This is a genomic window from Nostoc sp. LEGE 06077, from assembly GCF_015207705.1.
GTDB lineage: Bacteria > Cyanobacteriota > Cyanobacteriia > Cyanobacteriales > Nostocaceae > Nostoc_B.
In genome coordinates this window covers 1-22,106 of sequence record NZ_JADEWI010000021.1, presented here as the reverse complement: position 1 = coordinate 22,106, position 22,106 = coordinate 1, and the positions used below count along the sequence as shown (strand labels likewise).

The window sequence follows — 22,106 nt, the reverse complement described above, 5'->3', positions numbered from 1 at the left end:
CACCAAATAATATTGCTAATGAAAACTGAAGTTTATCTTGTGTTATGTATACTGAGCGATCGCAAATCGCTTTTCAGTCATACAGTTTAATCCTTTAGTGTGCAGCCCCAGGTTACTATTTGCGAAAAGTAGCAGAAAAAATTAAGCATTCCCTCTTATTCATCTTGTTGAATCCGCCGCCGGACTGAATCAGCATGGGAAGGTAAGCCTTCCGCTGTGGCGAGGGCATCAATTGCACCCGCTACTTTTTGCAAGGCCGTTGGTGAGTATTGAATAATACTAGAGTGTTTGAGGAAGGTTTCTACGCTTAATGCCGAAGTATAGCGGGCAGCGCCAGAAGTGGGCAATGTATGATTTGGCCCTGCTAAATAATCACCGACAGCTTCTGGTGTCGAGTAACCTAAAAATATCGCGCCAGCGTGGCGGATTTGCGGCAGAATTGCCCAAGGGTCTTTAACTTCTAACTCTAAGTGTTCGGGGGCAAATTCATTGGAGAGTTCTGCTGCGGCTTCGAGAGATTCTACCAGCACAATTAAGCCATAGTGGGCGATCGCTTTTTCCGTATCGATCCGCCTGGGATGATCAACTAACTGTCTCTCCACAGCGACTTGGACGTTTTTCGCCAAAGCCGGATCTGTCGTCAGTAAAATCGCTGCGGCCATTGGATCATGTTCGGCTTGGGCTAACATATCGGCGGCTACATGGACAGGATTAGCAAATTCATCGGCAATAATTAGCACTTCGCTCGGCCCTGCCAGCATATCAATGCCTACGGTACCATAGACGAGTTTTTTTGCTAAGGTGACGTAAATATTGCCTGGGCCAGTAATTATATTGACTTTCGGAATCGTTTCTGTGCCATAAGCTAAAGCTGCGATCGCTTGCGCCCCGCCAACGCGATAAATTTCTTGTACTCCTGTTTCTTGGGCGGCCACTAGCACAGATGGGCTAATTACTTTTCCCGCACCTGGCGGTGTCACCATGACAATGCGTGGTACACCAGCCACTTTTGCCGGAATGGCGTTCATCAACACAGTACTTGGATAAGCCGCACGACCACCAGGGACATAGATCCCGGCTCGGTCTACAGGGGTATAGCGTTTGCCTAACACTACATCATCTTCCCCAAAATTTACCCAGCTTTTGGGGACTCGCTGACGGTGAAATGCTTCAATTTGACGTACCGCTAATTGAATTACTTGGAGCAATTCTTGCGACACTTGTTGGTACGCTGTATCTAGTTCGGAACCCGTAACACGCAGTTCTTCCAGCTTCAAGGTTTGGTTGTCAAATTCAGCTGTGTAATGTAACACAGCTTTGTCGCCTTGGCGCTTCACAGCTTGCAACACTTCCCGCACCGTTGCTTCTTTGTGAACCACCTGTTCGTCATGGGTGCGATCACAGATACGTTGTAGTTCTGCTCTAACGTCTGCCTGCTGAGTAATGATTCGCAGCATGGAGTAAGGAAAATGCCAAAATTTTAGATTATTCCCGCTTGAGAACTTAGTCTTGCTCTTGACCCCCTAGAGGGACGAGTTTCGCTTTCATTCTCATCTCTAGCTTAACCTGGATTTTTTTGATACTCCCAAGGCTTCCAGCACATGGGTTACTTAATTTAGTGAGGAAATGTCTCAGGTCGTAATATGCTGACAAAAGCAATGTGCCATTTGTATACACGTAAAAACCTGAAATTTTACTGATTATAGTTACTGTCTACTAACAATACATCCTGATTCGGACGCGATTTGAAAAATCACACCGCTAGTTCAGGTGGTAGTTAGCTAGGTAGATAATTTATTGAAGTACCTTATTTTAGCTTATTTACTAGGTTTGGCATACAAATTAAATAGACTCAGAAGGTTGCCAGAAAGTGCTTCACTCCCTCACAACCTTCTGCATTTATCCCCGTCTCAAGATTTTTTGGAGAAATTCTGACATTGGCAAGATGAATGCTATATTAGTAAATCTAGTAGTGTGTGTACATATCAATAGTCTTTTTGGGATCGACTGTGGCGAATACAAAGTCTGCTCTTAAACGCGCAAATATCGCCGAACGCAATCGGCTGCGGAATAAAACCTATAAATCAGCTGTTAAGACGCTGATTAAGAAATACTTTACTGTCGTAGAAACCTACGCGGCTAATCCTACTCCAGAACTCAAACAACAAGTAGATGAGCGGCTCGCTGAGGCTTACAGCAAAATTGATAAAGCTGTAAAGCGTGGGATCCTGCACCCCAATAATGGGGCTAGGAAAAAATCGAGATTGGCTCATAAACTCAAGCCAGTCGCACAAACAGCACAGTAAATAGTCCAAAGTCAATTGTCCCAAGTCAAAAGGACTTAGTGAGGACAATTGACTTTGAATAATTGACCCTTTGGGTGACGCTCCTGCGTCGCTATCGCTGCGCTAACGTTAGTTGCTCATGGGGGAAACCTCAAGACATTACTAACTTACAATTGACATTTGACTAAAAATGCAGCTGATTGACACCCACGTTCACCTTAACTTTGATAACTTCCAGCCAGATTTAGCAGCAGTTCGATCGCGGTGGCAAGCAGCAGGGGTCGTCCGTTTGGTACACTCTTGTGTTGAACCATCAGAGTTTTCTAGCATTCAAACCATTGCCCACCAATTTCCCGAACTAAGTTTTGCTGTTGGCTTGCATCCATTGGATGCCGAAAAATGGCAAAGTGATACAGCCGAGAAAATTAAATGCTTGGCGAGTTCTGAACCAAAAGTGGTGGCGATTGGGGAAATGGGACTGGATTACTACAAAGCCGAAAACTATGAGCAACAGCAGATAGTTTTTGCAGAACAATTAGCGATAGCCGCTGAACTTAACCTTCCTGTGATTATTCATTGTCGTGATGCGGCTAGTGATCTCAGGGATATTTTGCAAAAATGCCAGGAAGCCCAAGGGGAAAGGATTCGGGGTGTAATGCATTGCTGGGGTGGAACACCAGAAGAAACCCAATGGTTCCTTGACCTGGGTTTTTATATTAGCTTTAGCGGAACTGTTACATTCAAAAACGCTAAAGAAATTCACGCCTCAGCCGCGATGGTCAGTAGCGATCGCCTATTAATTGAAACAGACTGTCCTTTCCTCTCTCCTGTTCCCAACCGAGGAGAAAAACGTAATGAACCTGCTTATGTTCGCTATGTAGCGGAAAAATTAGCCGAGTTGCGCGGAGAGACTGTAGAAGCGATCGCCCACCAAACCACGCAAAATGCCTGTAAATTATTTAGTTTGGCTCTATAAGAGTTAACTATGTCCATTTCAGGCTATGGTAAAAATAATTAAAAACTCAGGAGGATAAAAATATGTTAATATTAATCCCTCCAAAACATTTTGCTTGCGTCATAATGATAAAGGAAGAAACAAAAAACTTTTAAGCTTATTGTATTGTTATCAACTTGACCATCCTCCACTCTCCACATCGGATGCTCTGCCTAAATGAATAACCGTGACAACCAACATTCGTAGCTCAAATTTGGCAAAATATACCCTGCTTTGTATCTAAAACTATAGAAAATTGTTAAAAGTAATTATCTTGTGAGTAAAACCCACCAAAATAAAGCCATTTTGACTCAACACCGCCATCAAGCGACCGATTATCATTATCTTTTGAGATTGCCGTCCAGATAAACGGTGTATTTAAAGATGCAAAAATTTTAAACTGCGTCAGCTAATCTACGCGGTTTTTGGGAGGGGAAGTGAGGAAAGTAAAGCAAATGCATAAATATCTCAACCTATTGTTGAGAAATCAAGTTAATAGCTGGGTTTTAACAGCTATTGATGGCTTGCACGGGCTTTTACCCTCCTTGTCAAAATCAACCTGTCCAGATTAAAAAAATGCTGCGGTTAGCTGCATAAATTAATAGCAGGTGGCACAAGGAAAAGTTTCCCAACGGATATGGACACTGGCTAGTAGCAGGAACTGTCTATACAGCAGTGTCCTCTAAAAGTTTAACCAGGTTGACAAAGGTAGAGGCATGAATAACGACAAATATCTGGAACCCGCCTTTTTGTTGCCCGACTTAATTGAAATTCAGCGAGCAAGCTTTCGCTGGTTTTTAGAAGAAGGGTTAATAGAAGAACTGAACTCCTTTAGTCCTATTACAGACTATACAGGCAAACTCGAACTGCACTTTTTAGGACATAACTATAAACTTAAGGAACCAAAGTACAGCGTTGAGGAAGCAAAGCGGCGAGATAGTACGTACGCAGTGCAAATGTATGTCCCCACACGCTTGTTGAACAAAGAAACAGGGGACATTAAAGAACAAGAAGTATTTATTGGTGATTTGCCGTTAATGACCGATCGCGGCACGTTCATTATTAACGGAGCCGAGCGGGTAATTGTCAACCAAATTGTGCGATCGCCTGGAGTTTACTACAAATCTGAAATCGACAAAAACGGTCGGCGGACATATTCAGCCAGTCTCATCCCGAACCGGGGCGCATGGCTAAAATTTGAAACAGACCGGAACGATTTAGTATGGGTACGGATCGACAAAACCCGCAAACTTTCAGCCCAAGTACTCTTAAAAGCCTTGGGTTTATCAGATAACGAAATTTTTGATGCCCTGCGCCACCCAGAATATTTCCAAAAAACCATCGAAAAAGAAGGGCAATTTTCTGAAGAAGAAGCCCTGATGGAGTTGTATCGCAAACTCCGTCCTGGTGAACCACCAACCGTATTAGGTGGACAACAACTATTAGATTCTCGCTTCTTCGACCCCAAACGGTATGACTTGGGTCGGGTCGGTCGCTATAAACTTAACAAAAAACTTCGCTTGTCAGTTCCCGACACCATGCGCGTCCTGACTCCAGGTGATATTTTGTCAGCTGTCGATTACCTCATCAACCTGGAATATGACATTGGTAGCATAGATGACATTGACCATTTGGGTAATCGCCGTGTCAGAAGTGTGGGCGAATTACTGCAAAACCAAGTACGGGTAGGTTTAAACCGCCTAGAACGGATTATCCGCGAACGGATGACCGTATCTGATGCCGAAGTTTTGACACCAGCATCCTTGGTCAACCCCAAACCATTAGTTGCAGCCATCAAAGAATTCTTTGGTTCCAGCCAATTAAGTCAGTTCATGGATCAAACCAATCCCCTGGCAGAACTGACACACAAACGCCGACTTTCAGCTTTAGGCCCTGGTGGTTTGACCAGAGAAAGGGCTGGTTTTGCAGTACGGGATATTCATCCCTCCCACTACGGACGGATTTGTCCCATTGAAACTCCAGAAGGCCCCAACGCTGGTTTAATTGGCTCCTTGGCGACCCATGCAAGAGTTAACCAGTACGGCTTTTTAGAAACACCATTCCGACCAGTAGAGAATGCACGAGTCAGATTTGATCTAGCACCCGTGTATATGACCGCCGATGAAGAAGATGACCTGCGGGTAGCACCGGGAGATATTCCTGTTGATGAAAATGGCTACATTATTGGGCCACAAGTACCAGTCCGTTACCGCCAAGAATTCTCCACCACCACACCAGAACAGGTAGACTACGTAGCGGTTTCCCCCGTTCAGATTGTCTCGGTAGCTACCAGCATGATTCCTTTCTTGGAACATGACGACGCTAACCGCGCCCTAATGGGTTCTAACATGCAACGCCAAGCAGTACCCCTGTTGAAACCAGAACGCCCCTTAGTGGGAACTGGTTTGGAAGCTCAAGGCGCGAGAGACTCTGGGATGGTGATTGTCTCCCGTACAGATGGGGATGTTACCTACGTGGATGCCACAGAAATTCGTGTCCGTCCCAAACCAAATTCACCAGAAATTAGATACACCGTTTCTAAATACCAGCGTTCTAACCAAGACACCTGTTTAAACCAAAAACCCTTAGTCAGAATGGGTGAGAGGGTTGTAGCGGGACAAGTACTAGCAGATGGTTCCTCTACAGAAGGTGGTGAATTGGCGCTGGGACAAAATATTGTCGTCGCTTATATGCCTTGGGAAGGGTATAACTACGAAGACGCAATTTTGATTTCCGAGCGACTGGTACAAGATGACGTTTACACCTCAATTCACATTGAAAAATATGAAATTGAGGCTCGACAAACAAAATTAGGGCCAGAAGAAATTACCAGAGAAATTCCCAACGTTGGGGAAGATGCTTTACGTCAGTTAGATGAACAAGGCATTATCCGCATTGGGGCATGGGTAGAATCAGGAGATATCTTAGTCGGTAAAGTTACACCCAAAGGTGAATCTGACCAACCACCAGAAGAAAAACTCTTACGTGCCATCTTCGGGGAAAAAGCGCGGGATGTGCGCGATAACTCCTTGCGTGTACCGAACGGTGAAAAAGGACGGGTAGTTGACGTGCGCTTGTTTACCAGAGAACAAGGCGATGAACTACCACCGGGAGCAAACATGGTAGTGCGGGTGTATGTCGCCCAGAAGCGGAAAATTCAAGTCGGGGACAAAATGGCAGGTCGCCACGGCAATAAAGGAATTATTTCCCGGATCTTGCCATTGGAAGATATGCCTTACCTACCAGATGGTTCACCCGTAGACATTGTCCTTAACCCCTTGGGCGTACCCAGCCGGATGAACGTAGGACAAGTATTTGAATGTCTGTTGGGCTGGGCGGGTCATACCTTGGGCGTGCGGTTTAAGATAGTTCCCTTTGATGAAATGTATGGGGAAGAATCATCCCGGAGAATTGTGCATGGCAAATTGCAAGAAGCACGGGATGAAACAGGTAGAGATTGGGTATATAACCCAGATGACCCAGGCAAAATCATGGTGTTTGATGGCCGTACCGGCGAACCATTTGACCGACCAGTCACAGTAGGCGTAGCTTATATGCTGAAGTTGGTGCATTTGGTAGATGATAAAATCCACGCCCGGTCTACAGGCCCTTATTCCTTGGTTACTCAGCAACCCCTTGGTGGTAAAGCTCAACAAGGTGGTCAGCGCTTTGGAGAAATGGAAGTGTGGGCATTGGAAGCCTTTGGTGCAGCCTACACCTTGCAGGAATTGCTGACAGTCAAATCCGACGATATGCAGGGACGAAATGAAGCGCTAAATGCGATCGTTAAAGGTAAGGCGATTCCTCGACCAGGAACACCGGAATCCTTTAAGGTGTTGATGCGAGAATTGCAATCCTTGGGATTAGATATTGCTGTTCATAAAGTAGAAACCCAAGCAGACGGCAGTTCTTTAGATGTAGAAGTCGATTTAATGGCAGACCAAGCAGCTAGACGCACGCCACCACGACCCACTTACGAATCGCTTTCCCGTGAATCGTTGGAAGACGACGAGTAAAAAGGGAAAAGGGATGCGGGAATGGGGAAGAGGAAATTGGGAAATTTCGACTCCCCCCTACCACGCCCTCCAAAAACTAAATATCCCTCCTAGCACGGGTGTAGAACCTCGTGCATTTACATAACTCATAACTTTGAACTTAGTAATAAAGAAATGAGATCAGCCCAAACTAATCAGTTTGACTACGTAAAAATCGGCTTGGCATCACCAGAACGCATTCGGCAATGGGGTGAACGCACCCTACCCAATGGTCAATTAGTAGGTGAAGTCACCAAACCAGAAACGATTAATTACCGGACTCTCAAGCCAGAAATGGATGGCTTATTTTGCGAGCGCATTTTTGGCCCCGCAAAAGATTGGGAATGTCATTGTGGTAAGTACAAGAGAGTTCGTCATAGAGGTATTGTTTGCGAACGCTGTGGTGTAGAAGTAACCGAATCTAGAGTGCGCCGCCATCGGATGGGGTATATTAAACTCGCTGCACCAGTAGCCCACGTTTGGTATCTCAAAGGTATCCCCAGTTATATTGCCATTCTGTTGGATATGCCTTTGCGGGATGTTGAGCAGATAGTTTATTTCAACTCTTATGTTGTTCTCAGCCCTGGTAATGCCGAAACTCTAACCTACAAGCAACTACTGAGTGAAGACCAGTGGTTAGAAATTGAAGACCAAATTTATAGTGAAGATTCTACTTTACAAGGGGTAGAGGTTGGCATTGGTGCGGAAGCACTGTTGCGCTTATTAGCTGATATCAATTTAGAGCAAGAAGCAGAGAGCCTGCGGGAAGAAATTAGTACAGCTAAGGGACAAAAACGCGCCAAGCTCATTAAGCGTCTGCGGGTAATTGACAACTTCATTGCTACTGGTTCTAAACCAGAGTGGATGGTCATGACAGTCATACCCGTGATTCCCCCTGACTTGCGCCCAATGGTGCAACTAGATGGTGGACGGTTTGCCACTAGCGACTTGAATGATTTATACAGACGGGTAATTAACCGCAACAACCGCCTGGCACGCCTACAAGAAATTTTGGCACCAGAAATTATTGTGCGGAACGAAAAGCGGATGCTGCAAGAAGCAGTAGATGCTTTGATTGATAACGGTCGTCGGGGTCGCACGGTAGTTGGTGCTAATAACCGACCGCTAAAATCTTTATCTGACATTATTGAAGGTAAGCAAGGACGCTTCCGCCAAAACTTGTTGGGTAAACGGGTTGACTACTCTGGACGTTCGGTAATTGTGGTGGGGCCAAAGTTACATATCCACCAGTGTGGCTTACCAAGAGAAATGGCGATCGAGCTATTTCAACCATTTGTGATCAATCGCCTGATTCGCAGCGGTATGGTTAACAACATTAAAGCGGCGAAAAAGCTGATATCGCGCAACGATCCAAGTGTGTGGGATGTACTGGAAGAGGTGATTGAAGGACACCCAGTGATGCTCAACCGCGCTCCCACATTGCACCGTTTGGGGATTCAAGCTTTTGAACCCATTTTGGTGGAAGGACGAGCAATTCAATTACATCCATTGGTGTGTCCGGCGTTTAACGCTGACTTTGATGGAGACCAAATGGCGGTACACGTACCACTGTCCTTGGAAAGTCAGGCAGAAGCACGGTTATTGATGTTGGCTTCTAATAATATTTTGTCGCCAGCTACAGGTAAACCAATCATTACACCTAGCCAAGATATGGTATTGGGGGCATACTACTTAACCGCAGAAAATCCCCATGCTACGAAAGGTGCTGGTAAGTACTTTGCGTCCCTAGAGGATGTCATTATGGCATTTGAGCAAGGGCAAATAGATTTACACGCCTATATCTACGTGCGGTTTGATGGTGAACTGGAATCAGACCAACCTGATACAGAACCGTTGGAAGTAACCAATAACGATGACGGTACTCGAACATTAATGTATAAGTTCCGCCGAGTTCGAGAAGACTCCCAAGGAAATTTGATTTCTCAGTATATACGCACAACACCTGGACGCGTCATTTACAACAATGCCATTCAGGAAGCACTAGCAAGTTAAAAGTAAAAAGGCAAAAAGCAAAAGAAAAAAGTAATTTTACCTTTTTACTTTTGCCTTTTGACTTCTATTGACTAAGGACGAATGACTAATGACTAACGAAAATAAAGTTTTTCGCAATCGCGTAGTTGACAAAGGTCAATTGAGAAATTTAATTTCTTGGGCGTTTACCAACTACGGTACGGCGCGAACTGCTGTAATGGCAGACAAACTGAAAGATTTAGGTTTTCGCTACGCGACTAGAGCCGGGGTTTCCATCAGTGTTGATGATTTGATGGTACCACCGAGTAAGCGCAGTCTTTTGGAAGCGGCAGAAGAAGAAATTCGGGCGACAGAAGCGCGTTACCAAAGGGGAGAAATCACAGAAGTTGAACGTTTCCAGAAAGTAATTGATACCTGGAATGGTACCAGTGAAGCTCTCAAAGATGAGGTAGTTGTTCACTTCAAAAAAACTAATCCCCTCAACTCCGTGTACATGATGGCGTTTTCTGGGGCGCGGGGTAATATTTCCCAAGTCCGTCAGTTAGTCGGGATGCGGGGACTGATGGCAGATCCCCAAGGGGAAATTATTGACTTACCAATTAAAACCAACTTCCGCGAAGGTTTGACTGTCACAGAATATATTATTTCCTCTTACGGTGCGCGTAAAGGCTTGGTAGATACCGCGCTACGGACGGCTGACTCTGGTTATCTGACTCGCCGTCTGGTTGACGTATCTCAGGATGTGATTGTTCGAGAATTTGATTGCGGTACTAGCAGAGGTCTAGCCCTACAGTCGATGACAGAAGGTAGCAAAACCTTGATTCCTCTGGCCACACGTTTGATGGGACGGGTAGTGGGAGAGGATATAGTGCATCCTACAACCAAAGAAGTAATTGCACCACGCAACACCCCCATTTCTGATGACTTGGCAAAAATAATTCAAAAAGCTGGGGTAACACAAGTGGTGGTGCGATCGCCCCTCACTTGTGAAGCTGCACGTTCTGTCTGTCAACATTGCTACGGCTGGAGTTTGGCTCACGCCAAGATGGTAGACTTGGGCGAAGCTGTGGGGATCATCGCTGCCCAAAGTATCGGTGAACCTGGGACTCAGCTAACCATGCGGACATTCCACACCGGGGGTGTATTTACAGGAGAAGTCGCCCAACAAGTGCGCTCAAAAATGGCGGGGACAGTCAAGATTCCGCGCAAATTGCGGACAAGACCCTATCGTACTCGCCACGGTGAAGATGCTTTGTATGTGGAAGCTAACGGCATCTTGATGTTAGAACCCAAGAAAGAAGGTTCGGAAACGCCAGTTGCCCAAGAAATTCAAGTTACCCAAGGTTCCACATTATATATAGTTGATGGTCAACAGGTAAAGCTAGGACAGTTACTAGCAGAAGTCGCAATTGGTGGTCGGACAACTCGTACCAACACCGAAAAAGCGGTCAAAGATGTGGCCACTGACTTGGCGGGAGAAGTCAAATTTGCCGATGTCGTTGCTGAACAAAAAACAGACCGTCAAGGTAACACCACAACCACCGCATCACGAGGTGGTTTGATTTGGATTTTGTCTGGGGAAGTTTACAACTTGCCCCCTGGTGCAGAATTGGTGGTGAATAATGGCGATCGCATCGCGAGTAATGGCGTTTTAGCCGAAACCAAGCTAACTAGTCAGCATGGTGGTGTGGTGCGTTTACCAGAAGCTACCCCTGGTAAGAGTACCAGAGAAATTGAAATCATCACCGCTTCGGTAGTATTAGACCAAGCCGCCGTTACAGTTAACAGTTCTCAAGGCCGGAATAACTACCTCATCTCCACAGGCAACAACCAGGAATTCAACCTCCGGGCTACCCCAGGCACTAAAGTGCAAAATGGTCAAGTAGTTGCCGAATTAATTGATGACCGTTACCGCACTACCACTGGTGGCTTTTTGAAATTCGCTGGACTAGAAGTCCAGAAGAAAGGCAAAGCCAAACAAGGTTATGAAGTGGTACAGGGAGGCACAATGCTGTGGATTCCTGAAGAAACCCACGAGGTCAACAAAGATATCTCCTTGCTATTAGTAGAAGATGGTCAGTTTGTCGAAGCTGGCTCGGAAGTAGTAAAAGATATATTCTGTCAAAACAGCGGTGTAGTAGAAGTTACCCAGAAAAACGACATTCTGCGGGAAGTAGTAGTTAAACCAGGCGAACTACTCATGGTCGATGATCCAGAAGCTGTCATCGGACGAGATAATACCTTTGTCCAGCCTGGTGAAGAATTGTTGGGACAAACCTTTACGGAATTGCGCTACATCCAGTATGTAGAGTCTCCAGAAGGCCCAGCTTTGTTAAGTCGTCCTGTTGTAGAATTTGCCGTACCCAACACCCCAGATGTACCTTCTACCACATCTGTGAGTCAGCAAACCGGACGGTCAATTCAATTGCGAGCCGTACAGCGTTTGCCATACAAAGATGCTGAACGTGTCAAATCTGTAGAAGGTGTGGAACTGTTACGCACTCAGTTAGTATTGGAAATTGAGCAAGAAGGTGAACAAGACCACAATGCTTCTCCTTTAGCAGCAGATATCGAACTGATTCCTGATCCGGAAAACTCAGATATCCAGCGCCTACAGCTAGTAATTTTGGAGTCATTAGTAATTCGGCGGGACATTGTTGCTGATGCTACCCAAGGTAGTACCCATACAACATTGCAAGTACAAGATGGCCAAAGTATTGCCCCTGGTGCCATTGTCGCCAGTACCCAAATCTTGTGTAAAGAAGGGGGTATTGTTCGGGGTGTACAAAAAGGTACAGAAGCTGTACGCCGTTGCTTAGTATTGCGTCACAGCGATATGATTACGATGACTACTGCCTCTAAACCCAAGGTGAAAGTGGGCGATTTGATGGTCGAAGGTGCCGAAATAACTCCGGGAGTATTTGCTGAAGTATCTGGGGAAATTGTCGAAGTTAAAAATTCGGCTCCAGCAGCAGCAGGTGAGGAATCAGCCCTTAGTACCCAGAAATATACTGTAACTCTTCGTGCTGGTCGTCCTTACCGAGTCAGCCCTGGTGCAGTATTGCAAATAGAAGACGGCGATTTAGTACAGCGCGGTGATAACTTAGTGCTGTTGGTATTTGAACGCGCGAAAACAGGAGACATCATTCAAGGTTTGCCCCGGATTGAAGAACTTCTAGAAGCTCGCAAACCAAAAGAAGCGTGTATCCTAGTCCGCCGTGCTGGGGAAGTCAAGGTAGTTTATGGTGATGGCGATGAAGCGATCGCTGTTAAAGTTGTGGAATCCAATGGTGTCGTTACCGATTATCAGCTTGGCCCAGGACAAAACCTCATCGTACCCGATGGTTATCACGTATTAGCCGGACAGCCAATTACTGATGGCCCATCCAACCCCCACGAAATTCTAGAAATTTTCTTCAGCTTGGGTTCTGAGGATGGAGTCTACGCTTGCGCCAGCCATGCTTTGCAGAAAGTGCAAACATTCTTGGTGAACGAAGTGCAATTAGTGTATCAATCCCAAGGTATTGATATTGCCGACAAGCACATTGAAGTGATTGTCCGCCAGATGACCAACAAAGTCCGAATTGATGATGGTGGAGATACCACCATGCTTCCCGGTGAGTTGGTAGAATTGCGCCAAGTTGAACAAGTCAACGAAGCAATGGCAATTACAGGTGGTGCAAGAGCGCAATACACACCAGTATTGTTAGGTATCACCAAGGCATCCTTGAACACAGACAGCTTTATCTCGGCTGCATCCTTCCAAGAAACAACACGGGTCTTGACGGAAGCAGCAATTGAAGGTAAGTCCGACTGGCTGCGTGGTTTGAAAGAGAACGTAATTATCGGACGCTTGATTCCGGCGGGTACTGGATACAATACCTATGATGAACCCGGTGCGATCGAAGATTACGCGGCGATAGACACCACCAGTGTTCTCGATGAAGTTGATGATCCGCTGGATATGGTGTTAGACGATCGCACTGCTCGTGCCTACAATTTAGATACACCTTCTCTAACAGAAAGTACATTTGGTGGCCGACGCACAGGATCAATCCTGGATGAAGATGATTTGATTCTTGATGGAGTCCATGAAGTCCATGACCTCATCCCAGATGACGAAGAGGATGAATATGAGGAAGTTGACGATGATGACGATGATTTCGATATGTAAATCACAAGTTAATCATTAGTAAAAAAGGCAAAAGAAACTTTTCTTTTGCCTTTTTCTTTTGACGATATTGCAACAACTATGTTCAAATTATTAAATAGAGGAATTTTCAATTATTGAGAAAATAGTTTAGGTAACTTTTGCCTTTACCAGCACTCTAATTAACAAGAACATAAATTTGATATATGACTAACGAAATAAATACTCCATCTTTAACTACCCTAGAATATTTTCCTTACATTGATGCAGAAGGAAAAATAACGGAAATATTTCAAGGAAAAATAGGTGTGTATGCAATATTTGACCAAAATAAATCTCTACAATTTGTGGGATATTCTCGTGATGTTTATTTAAGCTTGAAACAACATTTAGTCCGACAACCAGAAAAATGTTATTGGGTAAAAGGCCAAACTATAGAACGTCCCAGTCGTACAATTTTAGAAAATATTGAAAATACTTGGATTGCTGAAAATGGCACTATCCCTATAGGAAATGGCGAGCATAAAGAAATATGGACACAACCCATCAACGTTAAAAGCTTAATGAGACCAGAAGAGCAGACAAGTTATCAAAATCCCGCTAATGATGAGTTAGCACAAATAAAAGTTATTAAGAATGTCGCACGGCGAGTAGAAACAGAAATTCTAAAACTTTTGGAATCGCGTGGTTTACAAATGCAACTCCGGTTCAATCCCAAATTAAAAGAAGAAGGATTACTAGATTTGAAACCTTGAATAAGATTTTAAAAGTTAGAATTAATGGAAAAATTTTACTGGAATTGCTTAAATTTACTATTTGCCGATAGCAATAGCTCTTGAGCTTTTAAATACACAGTTGTACCTTTCTCCACCTTTTCTAATTGGTTGATAATACTGTGCAACTGACTAATTACCCGATGGCGATCTAAATTTTTAGGGTCATTGGGCATGGAAGCTACTAAGTTTTCGATTTCTCGTTGCGCCCTAGCTAAAGCTTGTACAGAATCTGTCTCAGCTTGTCGTCTGACTTTCACCTGACCCAAATTAGTCTCATAAGTGGCTAATAACTTTTGTGCTTGGGCATAACCTACAACATCTGATGCAGAAATCTGTTGTAAACGATTAATTGCTTCTGACCACAAATTTTCGATTTGTTGCCATTCGGTGACTGTGTGTGGTGGATTTTGACCAGCTTTAGCAGCTTGCCAAGAAAATTGCTGGGCGGCGGTAATTAAAGCACTAACACGTTCATTACCAGCGGCTAATCCCACAACCTCCTGAAATTCCCGTTTGTAAGCATCTAGCTGATTTTGGGCAGTTTTGCCAGCTAAGGTTTGGCTGGGGATTTCTTCTAACTTATCAAGGGCGGAACGCCAAGCTGCGATCGCTAACTTTTTATCAGTGATTGTTGTAACTTGTTGATACTGCTGTTTGGCGTTTAATAATGCCTGGTCATTATCAACAAGCAAAGTTTGAGCATTTTTTTCCTGAAAAACCTGGGCTTCTAGTTGTCCTACTTGACGACGCAGTTCATTCAGACCATAAACGCTGAACCGCCATTCATACCAGCCATATTTATATTCCGGCCAATCGTTAGCTAATCCAGTTGGCAAGTTATTGAGATGTGTTTTTGTCTGTTGCAGCTGCTGTTCACCCAACGCCAAATCTGCTGCACTAGTTGGTCTTTCAATCAAGTATTCAGCTTGCTCAATTAATATCAAAGCTTGCCGATAATGTTGTTCCATACTGATGTAACTGGGGAGCAACAAAAACGGTGCTTTTTGCACCACAGTCCGGCGAATCGTTGGTTCAGGCTGATTCGCCACCCAGACTAGACTTGCGGGAATGCCGATAAGTATTGTTATCCAAATCAGCTTACCTATACCTCTGTTGGCTTTGCCAGGTTTTTGTTGAGATGATGTACTACTAACTTGCCCTTGTGCTGCTATTTCCTGTTCTAATTCAGCCAACGTTTTTGGTTTAGTTGGTTGCTGCGACACCATCTGTTGTGGGTTGATAGATGAATTTATCCCAGAATTATTACGTACAAAAATTTTAGTAATTCCGTGTAAAAAAGCCATAAATATATTCAATGCTGAGTTTAGTATTCCCAAACTCAGCTGAAAGTAAAAACAAATAAATTGTTTTTACTTCCACTCACCTTGTAAAGTAAAAGCTGCCCAATAATAAGGTGTAGAATAATTCTCATCTCGTGATAGTTCTAACCTAGCTTCTCGCAATGCCGCTGAAGGTGTCAATCCCTGCTTCAAGATTTTGGTATAAAATGTCTTCATCAATTTTGATGTCGCTTCATCATCCACATTCCACAAACTGACTAACACACGAGGGCTACCAGCATACATAAACCCCCTAGCTAATCCAACTAATCCTTCGCCCTTGATTTCTTGGCTTAAGCCAGTCTCACAAGCGCTGAGGACAATTAATTCCGCAGTGAGTTTGAGGTTGAAAATATCTTGCAGACGCAAAAAGCCATTTTGCAACATCCCTTTTTCGTCAAATAGTGACAGCACCACGCCCGATAAAGCAGGGTTTGCAGTATCCAAAATGCCGTGAGTGGCAAAATGTATTATGCGGTATTCACCCAATTGAGAACTAGTCACAAAAGCACGGTTAGCAGCAAAGTCTAATGCTTGTAGAGTCTGAGATTTAGGTACTAAAGATAAAATGCCTTCTGCTTCTTGGCGAGTGAAAGATAAACGATCAAAAGAAAAGTTGGGATTGAGGAAGGGAATATTTTGTTTTGGTATAGGGTGATGGATAATTCTCGTAAGGCGATCGTCATCATTGCTAAATACCGCATCTGCTATTACAGCTAAGGTTTTGAGCGGAGTTTTGCGTTCTTTGTGTTCGCGCCTAATGACGGCTAGAGTAGATGCTGAGGGTATGTAAATAACTTCGTTGGTTTGTAGCAGAGGTTTGATGTTCTTACCTGATGTTCCGGGTTGAGCTAAAGCAGAAAATGGCAGATATTGCAACGCACCATCACCAACAATCACCAGACGTTTGTTTTTGATTTTGTCGGCGACTGGTTTTAACAGCATTTGATTGAGTTTGTCCAGTACTTCGTAACTACTAAAAGTGCCTAAACCAGAGCTTGCATCTATTTTGGTGTTGATGGTGAGGCGATAGTAGCGTATTTTCAATAAATAGTTAAATTGCTTAACAACTTTTTCAATATCTGTACGTTTAGGTAACTCATAGCTGCTGATACTGGTTTTACTCACCGCCCACAAATAGCTGCGTTCTTCTCCGAGGGCGTATTCCAATAACAGAGTATCGTCATCTAATACCTGCTGTTGAATTTCTTTGAGAGAAAGGGGTTGAGGTTGAGTTAGTGCAGCATACTTGGGGCTGGTAAATCTGATTTGTGCCTGTACTTCTTGATAGTCTTTGATCAGTGAGGCCAGTTCGTTTTCTAAGACTTGGGCTTGTTCTGGAGTGTATTGGCCACTGGTGTATAGTTCTAAACGGCGTTTCTCGGTTGCATCTAGTCGCTGTTGTAGGTTTTGTTCTGCTTCTAGTAGTTTAGGTTCTACACCTTGGCGAATATCAGCATTAGCTTCTGTTAGTAGTTCCAACAAACTGCGCGATCGATATTTTTCACTAGTTTGCAGCGCCAAAGCATCATAGCCTTGGCGGGGATATTTCTTATGCAACTGCATTAATAAGTCATTGGAAAACTGGTAAATGTTTTGCTGGGAGGCGAAATAAGAGGTACGCAGTTGCTCGTTAGTGATTTTCGTCCGGAGATTTTCGATCAACTTGATAGCTGCTTCAATTTGAATCAGAGATTTTTTGAGGTTGCCTTGCTCACGTTCTAGATAAGCAATGTTATAGAGAGTAATGGCTTCTCCAGCTTGATCTCTCATTTGTCGTCTGAGGGGCAAGGACTGATTGTAGTAGACTAGGGCTTGCTGTTTGTCATCCAACGCAGAGTAGACTCCGCCAATGTTATTGAGGCTGGTTGCTTCCCCTGCTTTATCACGCACTCGCTGTGATAAAGATAGGGATTGGTTGTAGTACTTGAGTGCCTCCTGTTTCTGCCCTAATGAGTCATAGACACGGCCGATGTTATTCAGCGTGACGGCTTCTCCAGTTTTATCTCCTACTTGCCGTCTTAAGGGCATTGACTGGTTGTAGTATTTGAGTGCCTGTTGCTTGTCTCCTAATGAATCGTAGACACGGCCAATGTTATTTAGGGTGACAGCTTCTCCAGTTTTATCTCCTACTTGCTGTCTCAAGGGCAGAGACTGGTTGTAGTATTTGAGTGCCTGTTGTTTGTCACCCAATGCAGAGTAGATTCCGCCAATGTTGTTGAGGGTAGTTGCTTCGCCGGCTTTATCACCCACTTGTCGTGATAGGCCTAGAGATTGGTTATAGAATGCTAGAGCCTGCTGTTTGTCTCCCAATCCATCGTAAATACCGCCAATATTGTTGAGAGTAGCGGCTTCTCCAGTTTTATCTCCTACTTGTCGTCTTAATGGCAGAGACTGGTTATAGTATGTCAGCGCCTGCTGCTTGTCTGCTAAGGAGTCGTAGACACGTCCAATATTATTGAGAGTAACTGCTTGCCCGGCTTTATCTCCTACTTGTCGTGATAGGGCTAGAGATTGGTTATAAAATGCGAGAGCCTGCCGTTTGTCTCCCAATGCGTCGTAGATACCACCAATGTTATTGAGAGTGATGGCTTCTCCGGTTTTATCTCCTACTTGCCTTCTCAAAGGCATAGATTGGTTGTAGTACGTCAAAGCTTGTTGTTTGTCTCCCAAGGCATCGTAGATACCACCGATATTGTTGAGAATCACTGCTTGTCCGGCTTTATCTCCTACTTGTCGTGATAAGGGCAGAGATTTGTTGTAGTACATCAAAGCCTGTTGCTTGTCACCCAAAGCGTCGTAGACACCGCCTATATTGTTGAGGGTGATTGCTTCCTGGGCTTTATTGCCCATTTGTCGTGAGATTGGCAGAGACTGGTTATAGTATTTGAGTGCTTGCTGTTTGTCTCCCAAGGCATTGTAGACACCACCAATGTTGTTGAGAGTCACGGCTTGCCCAGTTTCATCTCCTACTTGTCGTGAGATTGGCAGAGACTGGTTATAGTATTTGAGTGCTTGCTGTTTTTCACCCAAGGCATCATAGACACCGCCGATGTTGTTGAGAGTCACGGCTTGCCCAGCTTTATCTCCTACTTGCTCTCTGAGAGGCAAAGACTGGTTGAAAAATACTAGTGCTTGCTGTTTGTCGCCTAGGGCATCATAAATAAAACCTAGTTCGTTGAGTGTAATAGCTTGTTGTTTAGCATCGCCAATTTTTTGCCATAGCTTTAAGGCGGTTTCAAATTTAGCGATCGCCTGTTTTAGTGATTCAGCTGTACCTCGCGCTAGTAACTCTTCTCCTTCTTGAAAGATTTTCTCTGCGGTAGTATGGTTGACTTCTGATGAATTTCCTTGTGGTTGTTGAGTAATATTTAGTACATAATTTCTAGCAGCTACACCTGATTCAGCAAAGATAATTATGCTAACCAAGAGAAGGGAAGTGTAACTAGTGAACGCCGCTAAAAATCTTCTTGGCTTCTTGTGACCTTCAATTCTCTTAGTCATAACAACATTTTTTAACAAGAAGTTGTATCTGCTTCACTATACGTTTAGGGTTTGTATAGCTAGGATTTTTTAATGAAAAAACCCGACTATAGATAGATGGCATTATTATTTCTCTATAAATCTGAATAGGGAAAGTCGTCTGTAAAAAATCCCAAATATACTATCATCTCTGTGCCGAAAAGCTTTGTATTAAGTATCACTTCCACTCACCTTGTAAAGTAAACGCCGCCCAATAATAAGGTGTAGAATAATTCTCTTGCCACAACTCCAACTGGGACGATCGCAGTGCCGCGGCTGGTGTCAATTTCTGTTTCAAGATTTTGGTATAAAATTTCTGCATTAATTCTGATGTCGCCTCATCATCTACACTCCACAAACTCACCAACACACGCGAACTCCCTGCATACATAAAACCTCTTGTCAAGCCAACTAATCCTTCTCCTTTGATTTCTTTGCTTAACCCAGTTTCACAAGCACTGAGAACAATTAATTCCGCAGGAAGTTTCAGGTTAAAAATATCTTGCAGACGTAAAAAGCCATTTTCTACTCGGCCTTGTTTGTCAAATAGCGACAACACCACCCCAGATAAACTGGGATTTTCTGTATCAAAAATGCCGTGGGTGGCAAAGTGGACTAGGCGATAGTTACTGAGTTGGGGACTAGTAGCAAAGGCGCGGTTAGCTGCAAAATCTAATGCTTGGAGAGTTTGAGATTTGGGGACTAAAGCTAAAATTGCCTCGGCTTCTTGGCGAGTGAAGCGTAGACGTTCAAAAGCAAACTTGGGATTGATGGGGATGGGGGTATTTTGGGTGACAATGGATTGTAGGCGATCGTCATCGTTGCTAAAAACTGGGTCGGCGATGATAGCTAAAGTTTTTGGTGCAATTTTCCGTCCTTGGTGTTCACGCCGAATAATTGCCAAGGTAGAAGCTGAAGGTAGGCTGATAATTTCATGCTTAACTATGAGAGGTTGGATATTCTTACCGACAGTCTCAGGTTCGAGTAAGGCGGTGAATGGTAGATATTGCAAAGCACCATCACCTACAATTAGCAAACGTTTATTACCCAATTTATCCGCCACTGGTTGCAACAAAATTTGACTAATTTTTGCCACCACCTCAGAACTCCGAAAAGTCCCCAACCCAGATTCTGCACCGATTTCTCTGTTACTGCGGAGGCTGTAAGAGCGAATTTTTAACAGATAATTAAACTGTTTAACCAGAATTTCGATATCTGCACGTTTGGGTAATTCATAGCTGCTGATGCTGGTTTTACTCACCATCCATAAATAGCTGCGTTGTTCACCGAGGGAGTATTGCAACAACAAAGTGTCATCATCAAGGATTTGTTGCTGAATTTCTGGAACCGAGGGTGTTTGCGGCTGAGTTAAGGCGGCGTAGCGGGGACTAGTAAATCTAATTTGGGCTTGGATATCTTGATAATCTTTGACGAGAGAGGCAAATTCGGTTTCTATAGCTTGGGCTTGTTCTGGGGTGTATTTACCACTGTTGTAAAGTTCTAAACGGCGTTTTTCAGTTGTATCTATTCGCTGTTGTAAGTTGCGTTCTGCTGCGAGTAGTTTTGGTTCTACACCTTGGCGAATATCGGCGTTTGCTTCTGTGAGTAATTCTATTAGACTGCGGGCGCGAGATTTTTCACTGGCTTGCCAACCCTTAGCATCGTAGCCTTGGGTTGGGTTTTGTTTGTGCAGTTGCATGAGTAAGTCAATGTAAAACTGGTAAATTCCTTGTCTCGATGCAAAGTAGGAAGTACGCAGTTGTTCGTTAGTGATTTTGGTGCGTAAGTTTTCAATGAGTTCTATGGCTGCTTCAATTTGGGTGAGGGCTTGTTGGAGATTTCCTCTGTCGCGTTCTAGGTAAGCCAAATTATAAAGAGTAGTGGATTCTCCTGCTTTATCACCGACTTGCCGTGCTAGGGGTAGGGACTGGTTGTAAAATTTCAGCGCTTGCTGTTTGTCTCCCAAATCATCGTAGACACCGCCGATGTTGTTGAGGATGACGGCTTCCCCCATTTTATTCCCGACTTGCCGTGATAGGGGTAGAGACTGGTTGTAAAATTGCAGCGCCTGCTGTTTATCTCCCAAATCTGAGTAGACAGTGCCGATGTTGTTGAGAGTTCTGGCTTCCCCAGTCTTATCCCCAACTTGCCGTGATAGGGGTAGAGACTGGTTGTACAATTTGAGCGCTTGTTGTTTATCTCCCAATGCGTCGTAGACAAGGCCGATGTTGTTGAGGATGGTGGCTTCCCCAGTCTTATCCCCAACTTGCCGTGATAGGGTTAGGGACTGGTTGTAAAATTGCAGTGCCTGCTGTTTGTCTCCCAAATCATTATAGATACTGCCGATGTTGTTGAGGGTTCTGGCTTCTTGGGCTTTATCACCGACTTGCCGTGATAGGGGTAGGGACTGGTTGTAAAATTGCAGCGCCTGCTGTTTGTCTCCTAATGCAGAGTAGACACTGCCAATGTTGTTGAGGGTTCTGGCTTCCTGGGTCTTATTTCCGACTTGCCTGGTTAGAGGTAGGGACTGATTGTAATATATTAGCGCCTGCTGTTTATCTCCCAAATCGTCGTAGATACTGCCGATGTTGTTGAGGGTGACGGCTTCCTGGGTTTTATCACCGACTTGCCGTGCTAGGGGTAGGGACTGGTTGTAAAATTGCAGCGTCTGCTGTTTGTCTCCCAAATCTGAGTAGACACCGCCGATATTATTTAGGGTAGCGGCTTCCCCAGTTTTATCCCTGACTTGCCTTCTTAGTGGTAGGGACTGGTTGTAAAATTGCAGCGCCTGCTGTTTATCCCTCTTCTGTCACTTTCCGAAATAAGCAAGTAGTAAATAAATGAAATTATCCAGAAGAGAAAAAAGGTTTAAATTGGTTCATTGTGAAAATTAGGTGATTAAATCCAAGCAATAAATCGGAATTGGGAAAAACATTTAGCCAGGGATAAATCAACCAAAATAATAAAAGAGGTTGAACAATTAAACGAAGATTATTTAAAGTATTCTTCCATC

The 22,106-nt window shown here is 44.2% G+C and carries 9 protein-coding genes and 2 pseudogenes; 6 read left to right on the top strand and 5 right to left on the bottom strand.

What is annotated here, in order from left to right; translation table 11 throughout:
- Window positions 1-155: 155 nt before the first annotated feature.
- On the bottom strand, window positions 156-1,457 hold the full coding sequence (gene hisD, locus IQ244_RS15415; protein ID WP_193895518.1) for a histidinol dehydrogenase: 1,302 nt from the start codon (window positions 1,455-1,457) through the stop codon (window positions 156-158).
- 552 nt (window positions 1,458-2,009) lie between these two features.
- On the opposite strand from hisD, the gene rpsT reads away from it, so the two are divergent.
- The 6 genes from rpsT to IQ244_RS15385 all read left to right on the top strand — a co-directional run bounded on the left by rpsT (window position 2,010) and on the right by IQ244_RS15385 (window position 14,210).
- A complete protein-coding gene (gene rpsT / locus IQ244_RS15410; protein ID WP_193895516.1) occupies window positions 2,010-2,306 on the top strand; it encodes a 30S ribosomal protein S20 in 297 nt (98 codons plus the stop codon).
- 169 nt (window positions 2,307-2,475) lie between these two features.
- Window positions 2,476-3,261 (top strand): TatD family hydrolase, encoded by a 786-nt coding sequence (locus IQ244_RS15405; protein WP_193895514.1) that lies wholly within the window; start codon window positions 2,476-2,478, stop codon window positions 3,259-3,261.
- A 734-nt stretch (window positions 3,262-3,995) separates the two neighbouring features.
- Entirely contained in the window at window positions 3,996-7,295 is a 3,300-nt protein-coding gene (gene rpoB / locus IQ244_RS15400; protein ID WP_015114823.1) for a DNA-directed RNA polymerase subunit beta, read from the top strand.
- A 153-nt stretch (window positions 7,296-7,448) separates the two neighbouring features.
- The gene (locus tag IQ244_RS32995; RefSeq protein ID WP_015114822.1) at window positions 7,449-9,326 is read left to right on the top strand and encodes a DNA-directed RNA polymerase subunit gamma; all 1,878 of its coding nucleotides are present in this window, start codon (window positions 7,449-7,451) and stop codon (window positions 9,324-9,326) included.
- 88 nt (window positions 9,327-9,414) lie between these two features.
- Entirely contained in the window at window positions 9,415-13,479 is a 4,065-nt protein-coding gene (locus tag IQ244_RS32525; RefSeq protein ID WP_193895512.1) for a DNA-directed RNA polymerase subunit beta'', read from the top strand.
- 182 nt (window positions 13,480-13,661) lie between these two features.
- Window positions 13,662-14,210, top strand: coding sequence for a GIY-YIG nuclease family protein (locus IQ244_RS15385; RefSeq protein ID WP_193895510.1), 549 nt, complete (start codon window positions 13,662-13,664; stop codon window positions 14,208-14,210).
- Window positions 14,211-14,245: 35 nt separating this feature from the next.
- Here the strand turns inward: IQ244_RS15385 and IQ244_RS15380 are convergent, their stop codons facing one another.
- The 4 genes and pseudogenes from IQ244_RS15380 to IQ244_RS15365 all read right to left on the bottom strand — a co-directional run.
- Window positions 14,246-15,535 (bottom strand): hypothetical protein, encoded by a 1,290-nt coding sequence (locus tag IQ244_RS15380; RefSeq protein WP_193895508.1) that lies wholly within the window; start codon window positions 15,533-15,535, stop codon window positions 14,246-14,248.
- A 66-nt stretch (window positions 15,536-15,601) separates the two neighbouring features.
- Window positions 15,602-19,075, bottom strand: coding sequence for a CHAT domain-containing tetratricopeptide repeat protein (locus IQ244_RS15375; protein WP_193895506.1), 3,474 nt, complete (start codon window positions 19,073-19,075; stop codon window positions 15,602-15,604).
- Between the two features lie 196 nt (window positions 19,076-19,271).
- Window positions 19,272-21,893: pseudogene (locus IQ244_RS15370) on the bottom strand (tetratricopeptide repeat protein); the annotation flags it as partial.
- A gap of 46 nt (window positions 21,894-21,939) precedes the next feature.
- Window positions 21,940-22,106, bottom strand: a pseudogene (locus IQ244_RS15365) (IS701 family transposase); the annotation flags it as partial.

Coding starts and splice junctions, on each gene's coding strand:
- hisD (WP_193895518.1), bottom strand. CDS start 1,457: ATGCTGCGAATCATTACTCAGCAGGCAGACGTTAGAGCAGAACTACAA.
- IQ244_RS15380 (WP_193895508.1), bottom strand. CDS start 15,535: ATGGCTTTTTTACACGGAATTACTAAAATTTTTGTACGTAATAATTCT.
- IQ244_RS15375 (WP_193895506.1), bottom strand. CDS start 19,075: ATGACTAAGAGAATTGAAGGTCACAAGAAGCCAAGAAGATTTTTAGCG.
- IQ244_RS15385 (WP_193895510.1), top strand. CDS start 13,662: ATGACTAACGAAATAAATACTCCATCTTTAACTACCCTAGAATATTTT.
- rpoB (WP_015114823.1), top strand. CDS start 3,996: ATGAATAACGACAAATATCTGGAACCCGCCTTTTTGTTGCCCGACTTA.
- IQ244_RS32995 (WP_015114822.1), top strand. CDS start 7,449: ATGAGATCAGCCCAAACTAATCAGTTTGACTACGTAAAAATCGGCTTG.
- IQ244_RS15405 (WP_193895514.1), top strand. CDS start 2,476: ATGCAGCTGATTGACACCCACGTTCACCTTAACTTTGATAACTTCCAG.
- IQ244_RS32525 (WP_193895512.1), top strand. CDS start 9,415: ATGACTAACGAAAATAAAGTTTTTCGCAATCGCGTAGTTGACAAAGGT.